General features: G+C 60.6%; 13 protein-coding genes. 7 read left to right on the plus strand and 6 right to left on the minus strand.

Annotated features, from left to right (window positions below; all coding sequences use genetic code 11):
• Positions 1–198: 198 nt before the first annotated feature.
• The 3 genes from P5W98_RS34585 to P5W98_RS34595 are packed head-to-tail and all read right to left on the minus strand — an operon-like array spanning position 199 to position 5,133.
• On the minus strand, positions 199–2,100 hold the full coding sequence (locus P5W98_RS34585; protein ID WP_421029016.1) for a hypothetical protein: 1,902 nt from the start codon (positions 2,098–2,100) through the stop codon (positions 199–201).
• On the minus strand, positions 2,093–3,085 hold the full coding sequence (locus P5W98_RS34590; protein ID WP_421073407.1) for an ATP-binding protein: 993 nt from the start codon (positions 3,083–3,085) through the stop codon (positions 2,093–2,095). The genes P5W98_RS34585 and P5W98_RS34590 overlap by 8 nt, the downstream gene beginning before the upstream one ends.
• A gap of 41 nt (positions 3,086–3,126) precedes the next feature.
• Positions 3,127–5,133 carry a hypothetical protein gene (locus P5W98_RS34595; RefSeq protein WP_421029018.1) on the minus strand — a complete coding sequence of 669 codons (2,007 nt, stop codon included), beginning with the start codon at positions 5,131–5,133 and terminating at the stop codon, positions 3,127–3,129.
• Positions 5,134–5,801: 668 nt separating this feature from the next.
• Here P5W98_RS34595 and P5W98_RS34600 point away from each other — a divergent pair.
• Complete coding sequence (locus tag P5W98_RS34600) at positions 5,802–6,926, plus strand: molecular chaperone DnaJ (RefSeq protein ID WP_421029019.1); 1,125 nt, start codon at positions 5,802–5,804, stop codon at positions 6,924–6,926.
• 35 nt (positions 6,927–6,961) lie between these two features.
• A complete protein-coding gene (locus tag P5W98_RS34605; RefSeq protein WP_421029111.1) occupies positions 6,962–7,177 on the plus strand; it encodes a DUF6904 family protein in 216 nt (71 codons plus the stop codon).
• Between the two features lie 145 nt (positions 7,178–7,322).
• On the opposite strand, the gene P5W98_RS34610 is transcribed toward P5W98_RS34605, so the two are convergent.
• Positions 7,323–7,643: a DUF4148 domain-containing protein gene (locus tag P5W98_RS34610; protein ID WP_421029020.1), complete on the minus strand. Its 321-nt coding sequence runs from the start codon at positions 7,641–7,643 to the stop codon at positions 7,323–7,325.
• A gap of 405 nt (positions 7,644–8,048) precedes the next feature.
• Between P5W98_RS34610 and pstS the strand changes: the two genes are divergently transcribed.
• The 5 genes from pstS to P5W98_RS34635 all read left to right on the plus strand — a co-directional run bounded on the left by pstS (position 8,049) and on the right by P5W98_RS34635 (position 13,971).
• On the plus strand, positions 8,049–9,077 hold the full coding sequence (gene pstS / locus P5W98_RS34615; RefSeq protein WP_421029021.1) for a phosphate ABC transporter substrate-binding protein PstS: 1,029 nt from the start codon (positions 8,049–8,051) through the stop codon (positions 9,075–9,077).
• 630 nt (positions 9,078–9,707) lie between these two features.
• On the plus strand, positions 9,708–10,343 hold the full coding sequence (locus tag P5W98_RS34620; RefSeq protein WP_421029022.1) for a hypothetical protein: 636 nt from the start codon (positions 9,708–9,710) through the stop codon (positions 10,341–10,343).
• Positions 10,340–12,343, plus strand: a complete 2,004-nt coding sequence (locus P5W98_RS34625; RefSeq protein ID WP_421029023.1) for an integrase — start codon at positions 10,340–10,342, stop codon at positions 12,341–12,343. The genes P5W98_RS34620 and P5W98_RS34625 overlap by 4 nt, the downstream gene beginning before the upstream one ends.
• 28 nt (positions 12,344–12,371) lie before the next feature.
• Entirely contained in the window at positions 12,372–13,352 is a 981-nt protein-coding gene (locus tag P5W98_RS34630) for an AAA family ATPase (RefSeq protein ID WP_421029024.1), read from the plus strand.
• Positions 13,318–13,971, plus strand: a complete 654-nt coding sequence (locus P5W98_RS34635; RefSeq protein ID WP_421029025.1) for a hypothetical protein — start codon at positions 13,318–13,320, stop codon at positions 13,969–13,971. The genes P5W98_RS34630 and P5W98_RS34635 overlap by 35 nt, the downstream gene beginning before the upstream one ends.
• A 47-nt stretch (positions 13,972–14,018) precedes the next feature.
• Here the strand turns inward: P5W98_RS34635 and P5W98_RS34640 are convergent, their stop codons facing one another.
• Both P5W98_RS34640 and P5W98_RS34645 read right to left on the minus strand, forming a co-directional pair.
• On the minus strand, positions 14,019–15,698 hold the full coding sequence (locus P5W98_RS34640) for a phage integrase family protein (RefSeq protein ID WP_421029026.1): 1,680 nt from the start codon (positions 15,696–15,698) through the stop codon (positions 14,019–14,021).
• 317 nt (positions 15,699–16,015) lie between these two features.
• A complete protein-coding gene (locus P5W98_RS34645; protein WP_421029027.1) occupies positions 16,016–17,047 on the minus strand; it encodes an MBL fold metallo-hydrolase in 1,032 nt (343 codons plus the stop codon).
• Positions 17,048–17,099: the final 52 nt, after the last annotated feature.

A 17,099-nucleotide genomic window follows, 5' to 3' on the forward strand; every position in this document is an offset into this window, starting at 1 on the left:
CTGAAGAGCGTAGTGCGGGAAATCCGCACGCTACGTTCTGTGGGAACCGGGGGCGGGTGACTGCCTCCGGTCACCCGGTACTCGGGGTGCAACTCCCCGGGTCTACTCACCTCCTAATAGTGCGATTGTGTTGCGCATTTCTCAGTAAAACTTGACGCTCACACAACTAAAGTTGTTAATAGATTTCAACTAAAGTTGTTAATACTCGTCACCATACCGTCGATGGGGCTGCTTGCTCCGGTGCGTTGTGGCAAGAACGTAGGTGCTTCGATATTTGCGGGCTGCTTCAGCAAGTATTCGCGCGTCTCGCCAGAATCCTTCGTTGCACCGAGCGGCATCCACGGAAAATCGGTAGTACTGTGCCGAACGGGTCTCCATCGGCGCGGGAGCTGCGGTCGAAAACGAAGGCGCGATCGGTAAAGCGACCTTACAGATCCTCTGATATTCCAACGCACAGCGCCGTAGCGCGGCAAGCGCGTCGCCGGGCGTCGCTGCCAGCACCTGTAACGGTGCGTGATCCCATCTGGCAACGAAATGGCCATCCGCCGTTCGATAGAGCCAGCACCACGGACGCCCGTCTCGCCACCCGAGCAAGCGGCGGTGGCGCACATCGAAGTCAACGGGCGAGATTGCATCGATCACGTGCCAGCTGTTTGCTTCGGACCAGGACAAGCACGAGCCATGACAGGTGGCCCACATCGCGTTGCGGCGCGCCAGTTCATGTATGGCGTGTGCCGCCTTCCGCCGTGTTTTGCTGGTGTGCGGCGCCGTCGGCAAGTTTGCTGAGGTTTCAGCCGCGAATCGCACGCCGTGAGGGGTGGCGAGTGCGAGCCATGCGCTGTCACGCCACGACGTCCCGGGTGACGCGCTGTACCAGGTAGCAAGCCTGAATCGGGCAGCGCCCGAAGCGCGTGCCTGAGTGTCGCGCCATAGCGCGCCGAGACTCACGCGAGCTGCATGGCATGTCAGCCAGTGCCGCGTCCTGGTGTCGGCGTTATCCGCGCCGCAGAGCCGACAATCGTCTGCCACGATCTCGGCAAGCGTGTTATTGAATCCGCTTGCGGGGAGTCGGTGCGGCCAGCGACGTCGTTCAACGCCCGGTTCAACCGAGCGCGCCCAAAGCATGGTGATAAATGCCGTCTGCGCATTGCGGCTATGGCAAATGAGCTCACCGATTTCGATTGGGTCGCACGAGTCCATGAACCGGGATATCCATAGATCGCCGTCGGGTGCGACGTGACGCCGGACATGGCGCGCGATTGCGCGGTACGCGTCGAAGGCAGAGGCTGTTTGCGAAAGCGGCGTTCTCTCACTCTCTTGAGCGTCAGTCGGCGACGGACGATCTCGGTGCGGTGCCAACCTGGAAGGAGAGCCATACCCAACGGCTTCGATGCGAGCGGACGCGAAGATCGTATGTCTAAGGCACGCGGGGTAAGCAATCCCAAGCGATTGCGCGGTGGTGATCAGCCACTCGAGACTGCCAGGCGCTTGTTGGGAAAGGGCCAGGTCCAATCGCGACGGTCGGATGAGTTGCGATAACGAGTGCAGCCATGCCACGACGGCGGTAAGCGCATGCGTCATATCTGGCGTCATCGTCGATCGACGGCAGGTCTCATGCGTAAAGAAGTGCAACTGCCCACACGGACAGCTCCCTGCTATTCGGAAGTCGGCAAGAGACCGTAGCGCGGCGTCAAACGGTGCGCCGCAGTGGCAGCGACCGACAAGCGCGGTGTGATGAATCGGGCACGCATCCAGCAATGCGACGGAAAACAGCGCCGAATGGTAGCCCGCCGCCAGACATGCAAGGCAGACGCGTGGCTGGGGCATGGCGAGCGCGACTCGCAGCGGATCTGGCAGTGCGTCAAGAGTCGACCAATGGAAGACTTCTGGCGGCTCGCCGAGTGCGCGCGCGAGCGCCGCAACATCGATCTTGCCAGCGTGGATATCGAACAGATCCAACGATTGGGCTGGACGCGCCCCGGTGGTCGGCAGGTCAGCAGGGTGGAGGGCGTTGAGCGCACACGCGCGCAGAACTGTGTGCCACAGCGATGCATACGGCAACACACTGCCACGATGCCAGGCAAGACAGCGTTCAGGCATGACTTGCTTCGCGGCGACTCGCACCGCGAAGAGCGGCAGTCGCTGACACCAATGCCATCAGTGTCCGGTGCCCGCAATTCTCCACAGCCAGACACCACGCTTCGGGCGAGGTCCCTGTCTCGACGTTCCCGCCACTGGCGATGTAAAGAAGTACATGGCGACACGCTTGCGTCACGGTCTTCATTGGAAAATCCATCGGTCCGGCATAATGCGACGGTAATGTCTCGTTCATCGCTCGCATGAGCCTGTCGGCCTGATGCTCCATACGAAATCCTCCGGCCCACGGGCGCGGTGCCAAGCCCGCTGTGAATGAACGGCCCGAGCCTGGTGGCCATTCGCTACCGTCGTCATAGCCACGCATCACGTACGCGAGCTCGTCAATACTTCGCACACCGTGAAAGGGCTCCGATGCGAGCATGAAGCGGGCGGCTACATGGGCGCCGCCCGCGAGCGCCATGCCGAGTGGTTCATCGAAGAACTGCAACGAAGCAATCGAAAATACACACAAACGGACTCGCTGCTTCTCAAGAAGACTGTGCAGCTCGACGAGCCACAGCCACTCGCGATGACTCATACCCTGCGCTTCATCGATGACCAGAACGAGAAAGTGGCCCCCGCCTTGCGCCGCAAGTTCGATCCAGCGTTCCACGAGCATGATCTGTCGTTCGAGCGGATTGCGTCGTGCCTGGGCGAGCCGGTGACCGCTCGCCTCGAGCAGGTGCGCGTAAAAACGGCCAACGCCCTGACTGCAGCCTGAATCGGTGTGGCTCCAGATAACGAGTGGCACGTAGCCACCGTGGCGTTCGGATAGCAGACGCTGGAGCCAGTGGTCAACAGCACTTGATTTGCCGAACCTCGACGGCCCGAAGATGGTTGCGCCATCGATCTGGTCGTCTAGCCAACCAGCGATGCGCTCTACCATGTCACTGATCGCGATCGTGAACAGCGAATAATCGCGCGTGACAACGGGGTGGTCACGGGGCACGTGCGGGGCTACGAGCGCGCCCGTGGCCGGTCTGGACGGGGTTACCATTGCTGGGCCCGGCGCATCGGCGGCAGGGCGATCGGATTACTGCGTGCAGCGGCAGCGGTCGGCGTGCTGACGTTCGCTGCTGCCACCTCAGCGTGTTTGACGATACTCACCATCGATTGGCCGGCTAACCGTTGCGCATGCTGCTCCAGAATCCGGCGAGCTTCGAGATAAGCCGGGTGGACAGGCAGTTTCCGCTCAGGTGAGTCTTCTGCGTAGCGCAGCAACGCTTCAACCGCATCGCCGTGATTCGCCAGGTGCAGTAGCCGGCGCTTCTCAAGCGCGCGGATTGCCTGCCGCACGTAGAGCGAATGTGGCGTGCGATGCCATGGGGGCGCGGCGCGCACCACCCCGATGAAAACGCCGTGCTGCGTGGAGACGGCGGCATAACGTGCGTCGTCCTCATCGTCCAGGTGTAACCAGAAATTATTTCCCAGGAGATCGGTGCGCAAACACAGCCATTCGGCTGAGTAACGGGCGTTGGCAAAATTAAAATGCGGCCGACGCCCTGTCTCGATGCCGCCGAGCAGTGTGCAGAGCTTGCGCACGCCGACCATACGGCGTACCGCCTCCGGATCAACCACACGGACCACTGATGAGCGATCGGCCATCCATCGTTCAAGCTGTTCTAGCGGACTGCGGTAGCCTAACCCTGAGTGCGGTGTCGCGTTGTAGTTGGCGATCAGCGTATCGAGCAGTTCCTGCGCGTATTCGAGCTGGAATTGCGTAGCGAGCGCGGCCGCGTCAGGATCAGCACCGCGTTTGCCAACTGGTGAACTGCCGGTGGTCGTCGAAAGCCGGTGAAAGCCTCCGGTAGCCAGGTGTCCGAAGAACGATTCGACGAAGGGGCGATCGTCCTTGCTGCGCCGACAACTGAAGCTTGTTGAGTCCTGTGGCTTGATGAGTGTCGCCCCGACCAGATCGTGCAACACGCTTTCGACGCGCGCGCAGGTGTTCGCGAGTGCGCCGTCAACGCTAAATTCATTCCAGCATGCGCCTGAAAGCTGCGGGAGGAGGTACGAGGGCAAGCCCGCGCCCTGAACGTAGGCTTGGCTGCTGAACTGAAGGTCTCGTGGTGTCCACGGTGTTAGCGCACAGCGGACGGCACGCAGCACGTCCTCGGCCGAGCACTCACGGCGCAGGCTTAAATGGTAGCCAAGCACTGCGCGCGATGCGACATCAATGATGACGACGACCCACAGCCGGTGAATCATGCGAGGCTCCGTGCCGCCATGAGGGGAGGGCACCAGTACCATCATGCGAGCGTCAAGCTTGTGGGCGTCACATTCGACGCGGTCGAGTGGTGCTAGGGGCGGACGGCGCGTTCCATCGCCGCTGCGAGCCTTGCGTACCGCATCCTCTCCTCCTGTCAGCTGACGAGCGCGAGCGGGATGCTCGGCGAGTACGCGGTCGATGTAGCGGGCGAGCGTTACGTAGCCCCGTTTCTCAACGTTGAACGGCCATTCGCCGCGGCGCTCAAAGCCGCGTTCGCGAAGTTCGGCCAGGAACCAGCGAAAAATGGCCATGCGTGGCCGGCGCGACGCCTCGAGCTCACCACGCTTACCGAGGATTCGTTCTCGCAACCGGTCTTCGACTCCATGTCCCGCCGACGACTCGAACACCCACTGGAGGGCGCCGACAGCCCCGCCGTTCCATGCATTGAGTTTCAACGGTGCTGTTCGCTCGTAGGTCTTCACCCGCGAGTGCGGCAGCAAGCCGCGCCAGCCGTAGACGGATCCGTCAATGTGTTGCTTGAGGCAGCGCTCGTTCAACAAGCGGTAGGTTTGGATAAGGCTCATGCCGCAAGCCGCCTTGATTTGGGCGTCTGTGCCGCCCGCAAGATAAAGGCGAATTGCTCGCTCGCGCCGGCGATAAAGCGCGCGCCGTTCTACCGAAAGCGCAAGTTCATCGATGGGTGCCCAGAGTGTTAAATCGATATCGCCCAAGAAGTCGGCGTCGCTTCTGAAAGAGTTGCATGCCCGAAGGCGCGAGCGTCGTGTCATCGCAAGCCTCCACGAGCGCATCAACATCACCAGCTTAGATTAGTTGAAAACGCAGATCGTGCAACCTATCGGGTTGGGGAGGTCTTGTTGTTGACTTTGCTGCGGTTGCCCGGATAACGGACGCGATGTCCGTCTGTCGATCATCGGCATCGCGAGCACGGATGCCCCTACGCTCCTTGCACAATCTCATGTCCGCAGCTACGCCCGCGCCGTTCAGTAATTAACAAGATTAGTTGAATTCGTCGATTAGATAACAACTTTAGTTGACGCCGGAGCCTTTACTATTAACAACTTTAATTGAAATGCAAACCGGGCGTTGCGCCTTACGCGGTGGGCCTCCGAGATAGATTTTGCATCGCACCGCAGTGTTAACAACTTTAGTTGTGCAAGCGACTTGCGCTCGCTCAAAGGGGAGGTGGCCGGGAAACGACGATGGCGTGGAAGCATTCGGCATCTCTTCAGTATAGGCAACGACGTGTCGGTCGGAGTGACTTGTTTCTCCTGCGGCATGTTTGAACAGGAAACGCGGCTATCTCGCTAATAGGGTTAGCGATACAGCCTAATGTGATTTCGCTTCCGGACCGTCCGGCATCCCGGTGCGCGTGGCCCTGCGTCGGGTAAAATGGGCGCCGTCGTTGACTTTCTCCCCGACTTCAGCGGATTTCCCCATGTCCAGAACATCGCGATCTGTCAGCATTGCGCCCGATCACAACACGTCGGCCCTGTCGAAAGCCCAGAAGACGTTCAACTCGCTGATCGGGAAGATCGGGAAACGACGCAAGCGCTTGCGCGACTGGGAAACGGTTAAGCCTGCCTTCCAGAAACGGTACGTCGATGAGCTCCTGCCCCTGGAGAAGACTTCGGTGGCACTGCAGGTCCGGATGGTGCATTGCCTGGACCGGGCCTTCGATAGCCTGACCAAGACAGAGCGCCGGAAGGTTGCGCTCGTGATCGTCGATCTGGCAGGTGATCTGATCGGCGAAGACGAGAATGAAGGCAAAGCCCTGAAGGCGATTTACGACAAGTACAGCCCGACCAGCTACGACAGCGAGGTGGCGACCGAAGTCGGCGGGATGAAGTCCATGCTTGAGGCGATGTTTGGCGTTGATCTGGGAGACGATGAGGATTTGAATACCCCGGAAGACCTGCTGCAACGTGCTGAGTCCCATTTTCAGCAGGCTCAGGCGCAATGGGAAAGCGAGAATAGGCAAAGCGACGCCCGACGCGCGAAACGGAAGAAATCATCCAGGCAGCAGGCTGCCGAAGCGCGGGCACAGGAGCAGCAGGCAAAGCTGAACCTGTCCATTCGTGAGGTCTACCGCAAACTGGCCAGCGAACTGCATCCGGATCGCGAAACCGACCCGCAGGAGCGAGAGCGCAAGACCCGGTTGATGCAGCGCGTGAACGAGGCCTACCAGAAAAACAACCTCCTTCAATTGCTGGAACTGCAGCTCGAACTCGAGCATATTGACCAGCACGCCCTCAACAACATGAGCGAAGAGCGGCTGAAACACTACAACACAATCCTGAGGGAGCAGGTGCGCGAACTGGATCAGGAGATCCTTAACGTCGAGTCATCTTTCCGTTATGCCTACGGAATCGATCCATTCGAAACCGTTTCTCCCGATGGCGTGTTGCAAAACCTTGCAGTTGATCTCAAGGAACTCCGTCTGAATGTCCGGACCCTGGAGCAGGATCTTGCTGCATTCGAAGATATCAGGAATCTGAAGCTCTGGCTGAAGCGCTGCAAGGTCGTTTCCGCACCGTCAGACTTCGAATTCATGCCGTTTTGATGCCGAGGGAGCCACCTGTGCTCGACTATTAGCTGCTGAAAAATCACGCTGGCATTCTGCTTGTCGGCGACTACCATTCGCTTATCGAGCTGCACGAGGTCGTTCACGATGTCAATGACCGTTCGCCATTACTTCGTCAGGATGACGGACCATTTTTGGGGTTGGCCTACGATGTGCGCAAGGCCTACGAGCAGCAGCGGGAAATCTTGCAGCCCCCTGAAGGCTTCGAAGAAATCTTTACAGGTATTTGACCGGGTACAGTGGCGTTGTGGCGCAGGTGTTCGGCTGTGGCCGCGTGTTGATGCCGCCGGGACGAGCCAAACGTTCCGGCGTCGTGTAGCGCGCGTACGAGGTTCGATCTGGCCGAGACCTGCGCGACAAGCGGGTGCGCGGCTATTAGTGGTGTTTGTAAAACGTCGAACTGTCGTAGTGTGCACTGTGGGATTCGCCTGATTGCGAACTGCTCCCGGTGCCGCTGCCCATGCCCGATACAGCTATTGCGCCCGCCGATTCTTGAGTTGCGATTCGGGCCTCGGCTGCCTGAATATCGTCTGGATAGTTGTTGTCACGCCGGGCCGGGTTGTAGCCTGCCTTTTCAATTTGTACAAGCTGGGCGCGTACCTGCGCGCGAGTCAGTGGGGTGGTCGTTTGGGCAAACGAAGCCAGGGGGGTGAGCAGAACGCCGATAATGGCGATCCTGATGATTGTCGCGTTCATATAAGCCTCCCGACCTTCAGGTCGTACCAAGAGAATCTAAATTCCATCTTAGGAAGGGATACTTATGCCAAAGTTAACGGCACGTTGCGTGCTGGCAAGCATGCGTAAGAAAAATCATGTCGAAACGGCGCTCTATCCCGTTACGGGGCGTTTTCGAGGTCCGTCGCAACGCAGACGTGCGGTGCGCGCAGGCAGACACTGGCCAGTGCCGCAGTTGTCCGGCGCCAGTTTTTTGTGACGTCGTCAGTGGCGGACGACGGTTCTCCGAACGCAGCATATTGCCGGCGTCGGAACTGGCTGCTGTCCCTGGAGGAAAAGTAAAAGCGATTTCAGGTTCATGAAAATGTCACATGCCGGGGCTATCTTCCGTCGCCACTTACCTGGTTGTGCAAATGAGGAGCATAAATGAAACTGAAAGCGATTCCCCTGGTGATGCTTGCGTTGGCGTCGGCAACCGCAGTCCAGGCTGCAGATATCACTGGCGCAGGGAGTACCTTCGCGCTACCGATCTACGCGAAATGGGCGGACGCCTATGAGAAGTCGGGCGGCGGCAAGATCAACTACCAGGGCATCGGCTCGTCGGGCGGCATCAAGCAGATTCAGGCGAAGACCGTCGACTTCGCGGGCTCGGACGCTCCGTTGAAGGACGATCAACTGGCCAAGGACGGTCTGTTCCAGTTCCCGACGGTAGTCGGCGGCGTCGTGCCGGCGATCAATGTGCCTGGCATCAAGGCCGGCGAAATCACGCTGTCGGGCCCGGTGCTCGGCGACATCTACCTCGGCAAGATCAAGAAGTGGAACGATCCGGCCATCGCCGCGCTGAACCCGAAGGTCAAGCTGCCTGATCTGGACATCGCCGTGGTTCGCCGCGCCGACGGCTCGGGTACCACCTTCATCTGGACCGACTACCTCTCGAAGGTCAATCCCGAGTGGAAGAGCAAGATCGGCGAAGGCACGACCGTTGCATGGCCGACGGGCACGGGCGGCAAGGGCAACGACGGCGTTGCGGCCTTCGTGCAGCGTCTGCCGGGCGCGATCGGCTACGTCGAATGGGCGTACGCCAAGCAAAATCACATGGTCTACACGGCCATGAAGAACGAGTCGGGCGCAGTCGTCCAGCCGACCACCGAAACATTCAAGGCCGCAGCGGCAGGCGCGGACTGGAAGCAGTCGTTCTACCAGATTCTCACGAACGAGCCGGGCAAGGATTCCTGGCCGGTCGTGGGCGCGACCTTCGTGCTGCTGCACACGGCGCAGGACAAGCCGGAGCAGGGCAAGGAAACGCTCAAGTTCTTCCAGTGGGCGTTCAAGAACGGCACGCCGGCTGCCGACAGCCTCGACTACATCTCGCTGCCGCAGTCGGTCGTTGGCGAAATTGAGTCGCAATGGAAGGCAAAGATCAAGGATTCCAGCGGCAAGGAAATCAGCCAGTAAGTGTCATGTGGGCAGGTACGGGTTTGCGCGATCCGTGCCTGCCTGATGCGTTGTAGACCAACCTGAATGGACGCTCGATGTCCAGTCGCCCTCCGGCCGCAGGATCGCGCGGAGCATATGTGTCATGGTGTGGGCCCTGTCTGAATGGTTTGCGCCGTCGCGGGCGCGACATTGCGGTGTACCAATCCCTGCCTGGTGCTGCAGGGAACACTGAATCCATTTCAGCCTGAATCGACATGGTACTTCAGACATATGTGTTTGCACGGGTTAAGCTGAGCTTAAGTACCGTACAGTGACAATCCCGTCAAGGTGACTGGGGGGATCGCGTGAGGCTGCTACTGGTTGTAGACGACGATGAAGGTGCGCTTCCGGTCATGGAATGGGCGCATCGCTCGGGGTATGAACTCGACTGGGCGAGCAGCGCCTACGAGGCGGAGCTTGGCCTGCAGTATCGTAGACCGCAATAAATCTGTCACTGCCACCAGCGCGACGGCGCACGGCAAAGCGCCACCTTGGTGACACTTTTATTTACCTTTGAATCGTAATAAAAGCGTCAATTCGCATAAGTCCGCATTAAATTCGTCACTTCGCCTCCTAAACTTCGAATCCCGTCCGTAAGGTTCTGATCTTATGGAAAATTTTCTTAAAATCGCGGAGCCGGTCGCGCTGGCTCGGCCTCGCGGCGCTCGGCGCCTCGAGGCGTTCAGCCCGAAGCTCTCGCGACGAATGATCTTTTTCCGGCGTGTGCAGTTGGATCAGTGGATTCTGCTTGAGGCGGACCCCCGTGTGATCACATTCTGCGAACGCCCGGGCTACGTTGTCGTTGAGGACGAGAGGCGGCTCGCAGACTTCTGGGTTCGCTTTTCTGGTCGACAAGAATTAGTAATCCTTACTGATGTGGAAATCGAAAATCTGCCGGTAGTAACGCATCGCGATCTCGACGCCGCTACCCTGCCAGTCCGGACCGTTGCGTCAGCAGAGATCGCCGCAGCACAGGTATGGATCGAAAACTGGCAGCGTATGTTGCCGTACATCGTTGCGAACCGGGATCTCATGTCTGCAGCATTGTCCCGCGCGATCGAGCGCTTTCTGGCTCAACCGCACAGACTGCTTGATGTTGAGCGGGAGTTTGCGACCGGCGATCCCGTGCTGGTGCGAGCCACGCTGTTTCGCCTGTTGCATGCCGGGAAAATCAGTGCGCCGGACCTGCGCACGCAGCCGCTATCGTTGCTCACGACCTTTCTGATCGAAGGGGCGCATCCATGAATCGCCGCAAACCGGAATTTCAGGGAATCGATGTCACCGCATGGCCGACCGTCGCTTACACGGAGCTCGATGGTGACACACGGCGTGTTTTCGAATCGCGGATGCAGGCGATTCTGGGTTACACACGAGGCGACTCGCTCGTACAGATAGAGCAATCGACGGGAGTCGACCGACGCCAGCTCTATCGCCTCCTCGCACGGGCCCTGTCTCCCCATCCGGACGGCAGGCCCTTCGGCTTTCGTGCCCTGGTCAGGTACGCAAGGATTGCCGACTACGTCAGGTTGCGTGCTGTGGTGGTGCGTGGCGAGCGTGGTAGCCGTGGCACGGTCGGCGCGCTCTCCCAGCTTCTGGAGCGCTTTCCGACGCTTGCCGCGTGGCTGTTGTTGCAGGTGAAACAGCGCCGGGTGTTGCTTGGGCAGATTAATACGGACGGACACCTGCGCACGCGCCTGCGTGGCTTGCAGGCGCTGCATGACGGATTCCTGCGTCAGTGCCGCGAAATTGGGCTCACTGCTGCAGACTACCCGTTCAACACCGCGGGGCACGCTATACGTTCCCTGTCCCGCCGCGTGAAGGCGGAAATGTTGCGTGGATTCGGCACAGCCGCACGAGCGGCAGGCGCATCGCACCTGAAGGGGCTGCCGCGCTTCGATGACGAGGTGACGGTGGCGGCGACGCGTCCCTATCAGGTGGTCGAATTCGACGGCCACCGGCTCGATATCCGCCTCAAGGTTGTGGTGCGCGATCCGCTGGGATTTGAGCATGAATTCGAGATGGAGCGTGTCTGGCTGCTGGTCATCATTGACGTGTGCACGCGGGTCGTCCTAGGCTATCACATTGTGCTGGCGAGCGAGTACAGCCGCTACGATGTCATCAAGACCATCGAAAACGCGCTTGAACCGCATCGGCCGAAGACCTTCTCGATCGCCGGCCTCGGCTACGGTGTGCACGAGGGCTTCGCGTCGCAGCGGATGCCGGAGCTCGCGTATGCCGTGTGGGAGCGGTTGAAGCTCGACAACGCAAAGGCGAACCTGGCCGACGACACAATCAGGGCGCTTTGTGAATTTGTCGGGTGCCTTGTCGATGCGGGGCCGCGCCACAGCCCGGACGAGCGACCTTATATCGAGCGTTTTTTCGGCACTGTCGCCAGCCGCCTGTCGTCGCGCCTGCCTGGCTACACCGGCTCCCATCCGCGCGATCTGCGGCGAGCGCTGGCTGACCCAAAGGGCAACCTGCGTCTGTATGTCTCGCTCGGCGAGCTCGAGGAACTGGTTGAGTATTCGATTGCGAGCTACAACGGCACGCCGCACAGCGGGCTGAACAATGCGACGCCGCTCGAAGCGATGGAATTCTTTGTTCGCGGACGGCAGACAATGGTGACGTGGCTTGCTGAGCATCACCGCCGCACGTTGTGTCTGATGCAATCGGCGCGCCGCTGTCCTGTGCGTGCCTATCTCGATCAGGGCATTCGCCCCCACATCAATCTTCACGGCGTGCGCTACACCAGCACTGTTCTGGCGACGAGCACGCATCTGATCGGCCAGCGGCTGCTCGTCTACATGAACGCTGACGATCTGCGGTGCGTGCGCGCGTTTCTGCCCGATGGCACCGAACTTGGCGTACTCGATGCTCAAGGGGCGTGGCGCGTGGTGCCGCACAACCTCAAGCTGCGGCAGGAGATACGCAGGCAGAAAGGCCGACGGCGGACCGACGCTCCAGGCGGAGAAAATCCAATCGAAGCCTACGTGCAGCAAAAACTCGCACAGGCAAAGAAAACGCGCAAGGCGGCCTCGGAACTTGCCCACGCAGTGCGACTGCTTGCATCGGCGCCGACCGTACGCACGCCGGCAGGGCCGACACGCGCATCGCAAACTCCGGAAACCCTGTCAGCGGTCACGATGCCAACGCCCGCGGCAGTGGCGGCGGCCGTCGTCGACTCCGTGTCGATTGGGCCCGTCCATCCCAGAAAGCTCACGATCGGTACCGGCCAGGTCTTCTAACCCCAGCTCCTGTATCGGAGGCGTCATCATGTCAGTTGAAATTCCGCGGCCAGTCGATCCCTCGTTGCATCCGCTCGTCACCGGCAACTACCGCATTGCCACACCCGCCATCGAGGCTTTCTACGAACTCGTCGAGCGCTGCCTGCGCTACCGCATCATGGGCGCGCTGATTCACGGCCCGTCACGCATCGGCAAAACCCGGGCAATTGAATATGTCCGCCTGCTGCTGGCACGCAATCATCCGCGGATGACGAGTTACCACGCGCAGTGCGAGCACAAGCCGCGGCACGCGGAAGGCCCGTTCTTTGCCAATCTGCTCGAGGCCGTAGGCGACCCGGACCCCAATGCCGGGACGAATCCTTCAAAGCGCATGCGCCTGTCGCTGCGCATACGCGAGGCGGCCGCGCGTACCGGTAGCGGCACCGTATTGCTGTTTTGCGACGAGGCCCAGCGCTACAACGAGAACGAGTACGAATGGCTACGTGATGTTCATGACGCGCTGGACCGTCAGCAGATCAAGCTCTTTACGTTGCTGGTAGGCCAGCAGGAACTCCTGGCACAGAAGACGGCCTTGCAGCTCGCGGGCAAGACCCAGATTGTCGCGCGCCTGATGGTCGAGGAGTTGTCGTTCTACGGGATCCGCAACGCGCAGGATGTTGCGACCTGTCTGAACGGATATGACCAGACCGCCTATCCGGAGGGTAGCGCGTGGAGCTTCACGCGCTTCTATGTCCCGCAGGCCTTTGACGCCGGGTACCGGCTGGTTGACGATGCCGACACACTCTGGCGTGCGTTCGAGGTCGCACACCACAAGGCCACGCTGCCCGGACGTCTGGAGCTGCCCATGGAATCGTTCGCGCGCGCGGTCGAGATCGTGCTCAAGGATAGCGAGACCAGGGATGCGCCAGGTTACTGTCCGGCAGAAGCGCTGTGGGCCCACGCGGTCCGGCACTGCGGTTACGTCCAGTCCCGTCATGCGACCGGTCGCGTCCTCGTCGCCGCAGCGTAGTGCGGTGCCGCTCAAGGCACCGCGCTTTCCGATCCTCACGGTCGATGAGCGGAAGCTGACGCCTGCGCTGGGTTACATCTTCAACAGGAAGTGGCTCGATCCGTACGAGTCTCTCGTCTCGATACTGTGGAAGTTCGAGAAGGCGAACGCACTGCCGGGCCACGTGGTTGCGCGGTTGCTGGGGCCGGACGTCGATCCATACGAGGGTGTGGTGCCGCAGCTGGGTATCATCGATGTCGACCGGTTGCACGAGAGTCTTCGCGTGCCCGTAGAAACGCTGCGCGCGTCGCTGCTGCCTGCGATACCGCGCCGGCGGTACAGCAGCGTATTCCGCTACTGCCGCCGTTGTGTTGCACACGGCTATCACACGGTGCTGCACCAGATGGAGAGTAACGAGCTGTGTCCCGCACACGCCCGCGTACTGGAATCGGCGTGCGAGACATGCGGCTACGAAGCGCCGTACCGCGTGAATGTGCGGCTCCTTGAAGCGCCATACCGTTGTGCGTATTGCCTGGCGAGTTATGGAGGCCCGGGGTGGACGCCAGGCCGGGATCCATGGATGACAGCGGAACATCGCAGGGCGTTCGCGCGGCAGTATTTCCAGCGGTATCTGGGATGAGCAGTGCCGGATAAGCGATGACCGGCACGGCATCCGCCCGGATGCGTTTATGCCGAAGGCCGCCGAACAAAGATCCGCTCAATCTGCCGTGTACGCTGAACTTCATCGTGATCGAGGTAGATTGAGGTGGTGGTGATCGATTTGTGTCGCAGGTTATCGCGCACGGTGGTCAGCGTGGCGCCGTTGGTCAGTGCATGGGTTGCGTGGGTGTGCCGCATCCAGTGCGGCGTCGCGCGACGCAGTTTCTGGACGAGCATCGGGTCGTCGGCCTCTATCACGTCGGCGGCCGTACGGAAGAACCGGCGCAGTATTTCCCTCAGGCGCGGCGTGGTGATGCTGCCGTTCATGTTGAGATGACTGATCAGCGGCGTATCCGGTGCCCACCGGTTGGCGCTCACCGGCAGACCACGTTGCATCAGGTACTGGTCGAGCGCAAAGCGCGCGAGCGGTGGCAGCACAACCTTGCCACCTTTCGCTCCTTTGCCGGTGAGATGCAGCCACCGCTCACCGTGTGCGCCGTTGTGAATGTCACCGAGTGTGACGCCGACCAGCTCGGCCGCGCGCAGACCCGTTGCATAACCGAAATCGAGGAGAAAGCGCAGGCGCTGGGCAGCCGGCGTCGCCCAGCCATGCGACCACTCGAGGCCATCGGCGATGGTACGGACAAGCTCCCATTCGCCGGCCGTGAAGGCGCGCGAGACGTCCAGTTCGCCGGCACGCTGCGCCCCCCGTACCTTTAGATCCGCGAACGGATTCGCCAGCACGTAGCGCTGCGCGATCAGCCACCGGAACATGGCGCGAAGCACCGACAGCGCATAGGCGATGGTATCCGGCGACATCGCGCCCGTGAACGGTCGCCACCCGGGGAACGATCGTGGCTGCGCTGGCCCGACCCAGCGGACTCGCGGAGCCGGATGACGCAGGAAGGCGCGATACGCCGGCGCGTCCTCGCTCGCCAGCGAGGACAGCGCCTTGCCGCGCTCAACAATCGCCCACAGCAGCAACCGTTCCGCTTCCCGGCGATAGGCACGCCGGGTTTCCGGCGCTTCATGGCGTTCGAGCCAGGCATTGATTGCCTGCCAGTCGTTATCGGCCTCGAGGGCGCACAGCCGCTTCGGCGCGCGGAAGATGCCGGATGAACCGTCCACGTCGTGCGGAACGCGGATGCTTTCCCATGGTGTAACGGGGGAACCCGCTGCCATGACGACCAGGGCGCGGGCCCGCTCGGTGAGCGCGGGATGAGCGACAAAGAAGGCTTCGATTCGCCGGGCGCTGCGTTCACCGAGCCCGGGGATCGCGACCCACCACCGGCGGCGGCGGGGCACCCGGACAGTCAGGTCCGCTAACGTCCGGATGCCGTGCCGGTGCAGTACCGGAATGACCCGGGGTTGGAGCCAGGTTTCGACCGCATCGCTCACTAGCGGCTGCGGAACCGGAACTAACGGCAGGAGGTCGAGCGCCCGCATCGCGGCACCGCGATGACGGGTACGCTCGCCGTCCATGCATTGAAACGGCTCCGCGAGATCGGCGCGATGGCGGGTCAGGGCGAATCCGGCCACCTGCCGGCGAATGCGACCGATCGCACCGCGCGCGGAATGGCTGCCATCGAGCGCCTGCGGGCAATATCGCAGGATTGCGTCGCGAGCGCCGGCGCCGTCGTACCACGCGCGCAGCGCGCAGAGGGAGACGGTGCCGGGAAACGACGGTGGGGTGGATGGGTTGGGCATCTCCCCAGTATAGGTAACAGGTTATGGGGTGGGGTGAGGTGAGGCTTGGTGTGACGCGTTTTCCAGGCTGCGTGTTTGAGCAAAAAACGCAGCTATGTCGCTAATATCTCTTAGCGACACCCCATCCCGTGCCGCGGCGTTCGACACGCCAGAGCAAGCACTCACACGCTTGGCTCGGTGCGCCGCCCGATGCGCTATTTCCGGCGTTGTAAGAAAGATGAAGCAAAGGGCGCATCACGACGTAGCATCCCTATAGCAACCTGTTCTAGGGTCGACATGATGCGCTCTTGATTTCTCGAAGCATCGAGCGTAGTTGGTCAAATAACCATCAGATCGTAGCCCACGATGATTTCGCCCTTGAAATGCTTCGCGGCTTGATTGCGCCATTCCGCATCAGGCGTGACCGGCATGACCGGCGTGAGGTGCGAGAGTATGAGCGTCTTGACCCCTGCCTCCTGGGCTATGCGCCCGACCTCCTCGACTGGCGAGTGATCTGCCATCATGTGATGCATGATCTGGTCGTAGTCCCTTTTCGGATTTGATTGCGCAAGTGCATGGGCCATTTTTTGTGTCGCTGCGATATTCATCGCCTCATGGACCAGAATATCCGCACCCTTTGCCATTTGTGCGACAGCCTCGAGAGGCACCGTGTCTCCCGAGAACGCGATTGAACGGTCGTGAAAGTCGAAGCGATAGCCGAACGCCGGATTCACGGGCGGGTGCTCCACGCGAACGGCGCTCACGCGCACGTTCTCGTCAGTCATGACCAATCCGGATTCTGAGAACTCATTCACTTTAACCGCCGTCAGCGGTGGCTCCTTGAAATCCTCCGCCCAGAACTGGATCGTCGAGGCTTGCGAGCGAATATACTCCTGTGTCATCTGGTTGAGAGGTGGCGGCCCATACATCTGTGCGGAGGGGTTCATGCCGTAAATCCAGCTTAGCAGCAGGAATGGACCATACTCGATGTTGTGGTCAGGATGATGGTGCGTCAGAAAACCCGCCCTTACCTGTTCGAATTTCAACCCCGTACGCGCGAACTCGTTAGACACCCCGAGGCCAAAATCGACTACGTAAGCCGATCCGTTGTGCACCATCACATGGCTCGTCTGATGTCGTGGCATTCCTACAATGGGGCCGGCGCCAGTTCCGAGAATGACGAGCTTTGTACCTTTTGCGTCACGAAGCGCTGCCTTAACGAGATCAGCCCGCTGATCGAGTGTTAGTGCACCGGTACCTAAATTAGTCGACTGCGCCCTCGCAGGAGCAACGATCGCGGCACCCGCAGCCATTGCAAGGCCGCCAAGCAAAGCTCGGCGGGTAGAGTTAGGTGCTTGCTTCGATTCCATTTCAATTTCCTTTCGAATATTAATCTGCGCTTTAATCCTGCAGACCCAGGTT

Origin of the sequence: Paraburkholderia sp. A1BS-2L (genome assembly GCF_051125205.1) — a bacterium.
In the GTDB taxonomy this organism is placed as follows: Bacteria; Pseudomonadota; Gammaproteobacteria; order Burkholderiales; family Burkholderiaceae; genus Paraburkholderia.

What these genes read in the sequence shown, in the direction of transcription:
- P5W98_RS34585 (WP_421029016.1), bottom strand. Translation starts at nt 2,100, where the DNA reads ATGCCTGAACGCTGTCTTGCCTGGCATCGTGGCAGTGTGTTGCCGTAT.
- P5W98_RS34595 (WP_421029018.1), bottom strand. Translation starts at nt 5,133, where the DNA reads ATGACACGACGCTCGCGCCTTCGGGCATGCAACTCTTTCAGAAGCGAC.
- P5W98_RS34600 (WP_421029019.1), top strand. Translation starts at nt 5,802, where the DNA reads ATGTCCAGAACATCGCGATCTGTCAGCATTGCGCCCGATCACAACACG.
- P5W98_RS34610 (WP_421029020.1), bottom strand. Translation starts at nt 7,643, where the DNA reads ATGAACGCGACAATCATCAGGATCGCCATTATCGGCGTTCTGCTCACC.
- pstS (WP_421029021.1), top strand. Translation starts at nt 8,049, where the DNA reads ATGAAACTGAAAGCGATTCCCCTGGTGATGCTTGCGTTGGCGTCGGCA.
- P5W98_RS34620 (WP_421029022.1), top strand. Translation starts at nt 9,708, where the DNA reads ATGGAAAATTTTCTTAAAATCGCGGAGCCGGTCGCGCTGGCTCGGCCT.
- P5W98_RS34625 (WP_421029023.1), top strand. Translation starts at nt 10,340, where the DNA reads ATGAATCGCCGCAAACCGGAATTTCAGGGAATCGATGTCACCGCATGG.
- P5W98_RS34630 (WP_421029024.1), top strand. Translation starts at nt 12,372, where the DNA reads ATGTCAGTTGAAATTCCGCGGCCAGTCGATCCCTCGTTGCATCCGCTC.
- P5W98_RS34635 (WP_421029025.1), top strand. Translation starts at nt 13,318, where the DNA reads ATGCGACCGGTCGCGTCCTCGTCGCCGCAGCGTAGTGCGGTGCCGCTC.
- P5W98_RS34640 (WP_421029026.1), bottom strand. Translation starts at nt 15,698, where the DNA reads ATGCCCAACCCATCCACCCCACCGTCGTTTCCCGGCACCGTCTCCCTC.
- P5W98_RS34645 (WP_421029027.1), bottom strand. Translation starts at nt 17,047, where the DNA reads ATGGAATCGAAGCAAGCACCTAACTCTACCCGCCGAGCTTTGCTTGGC.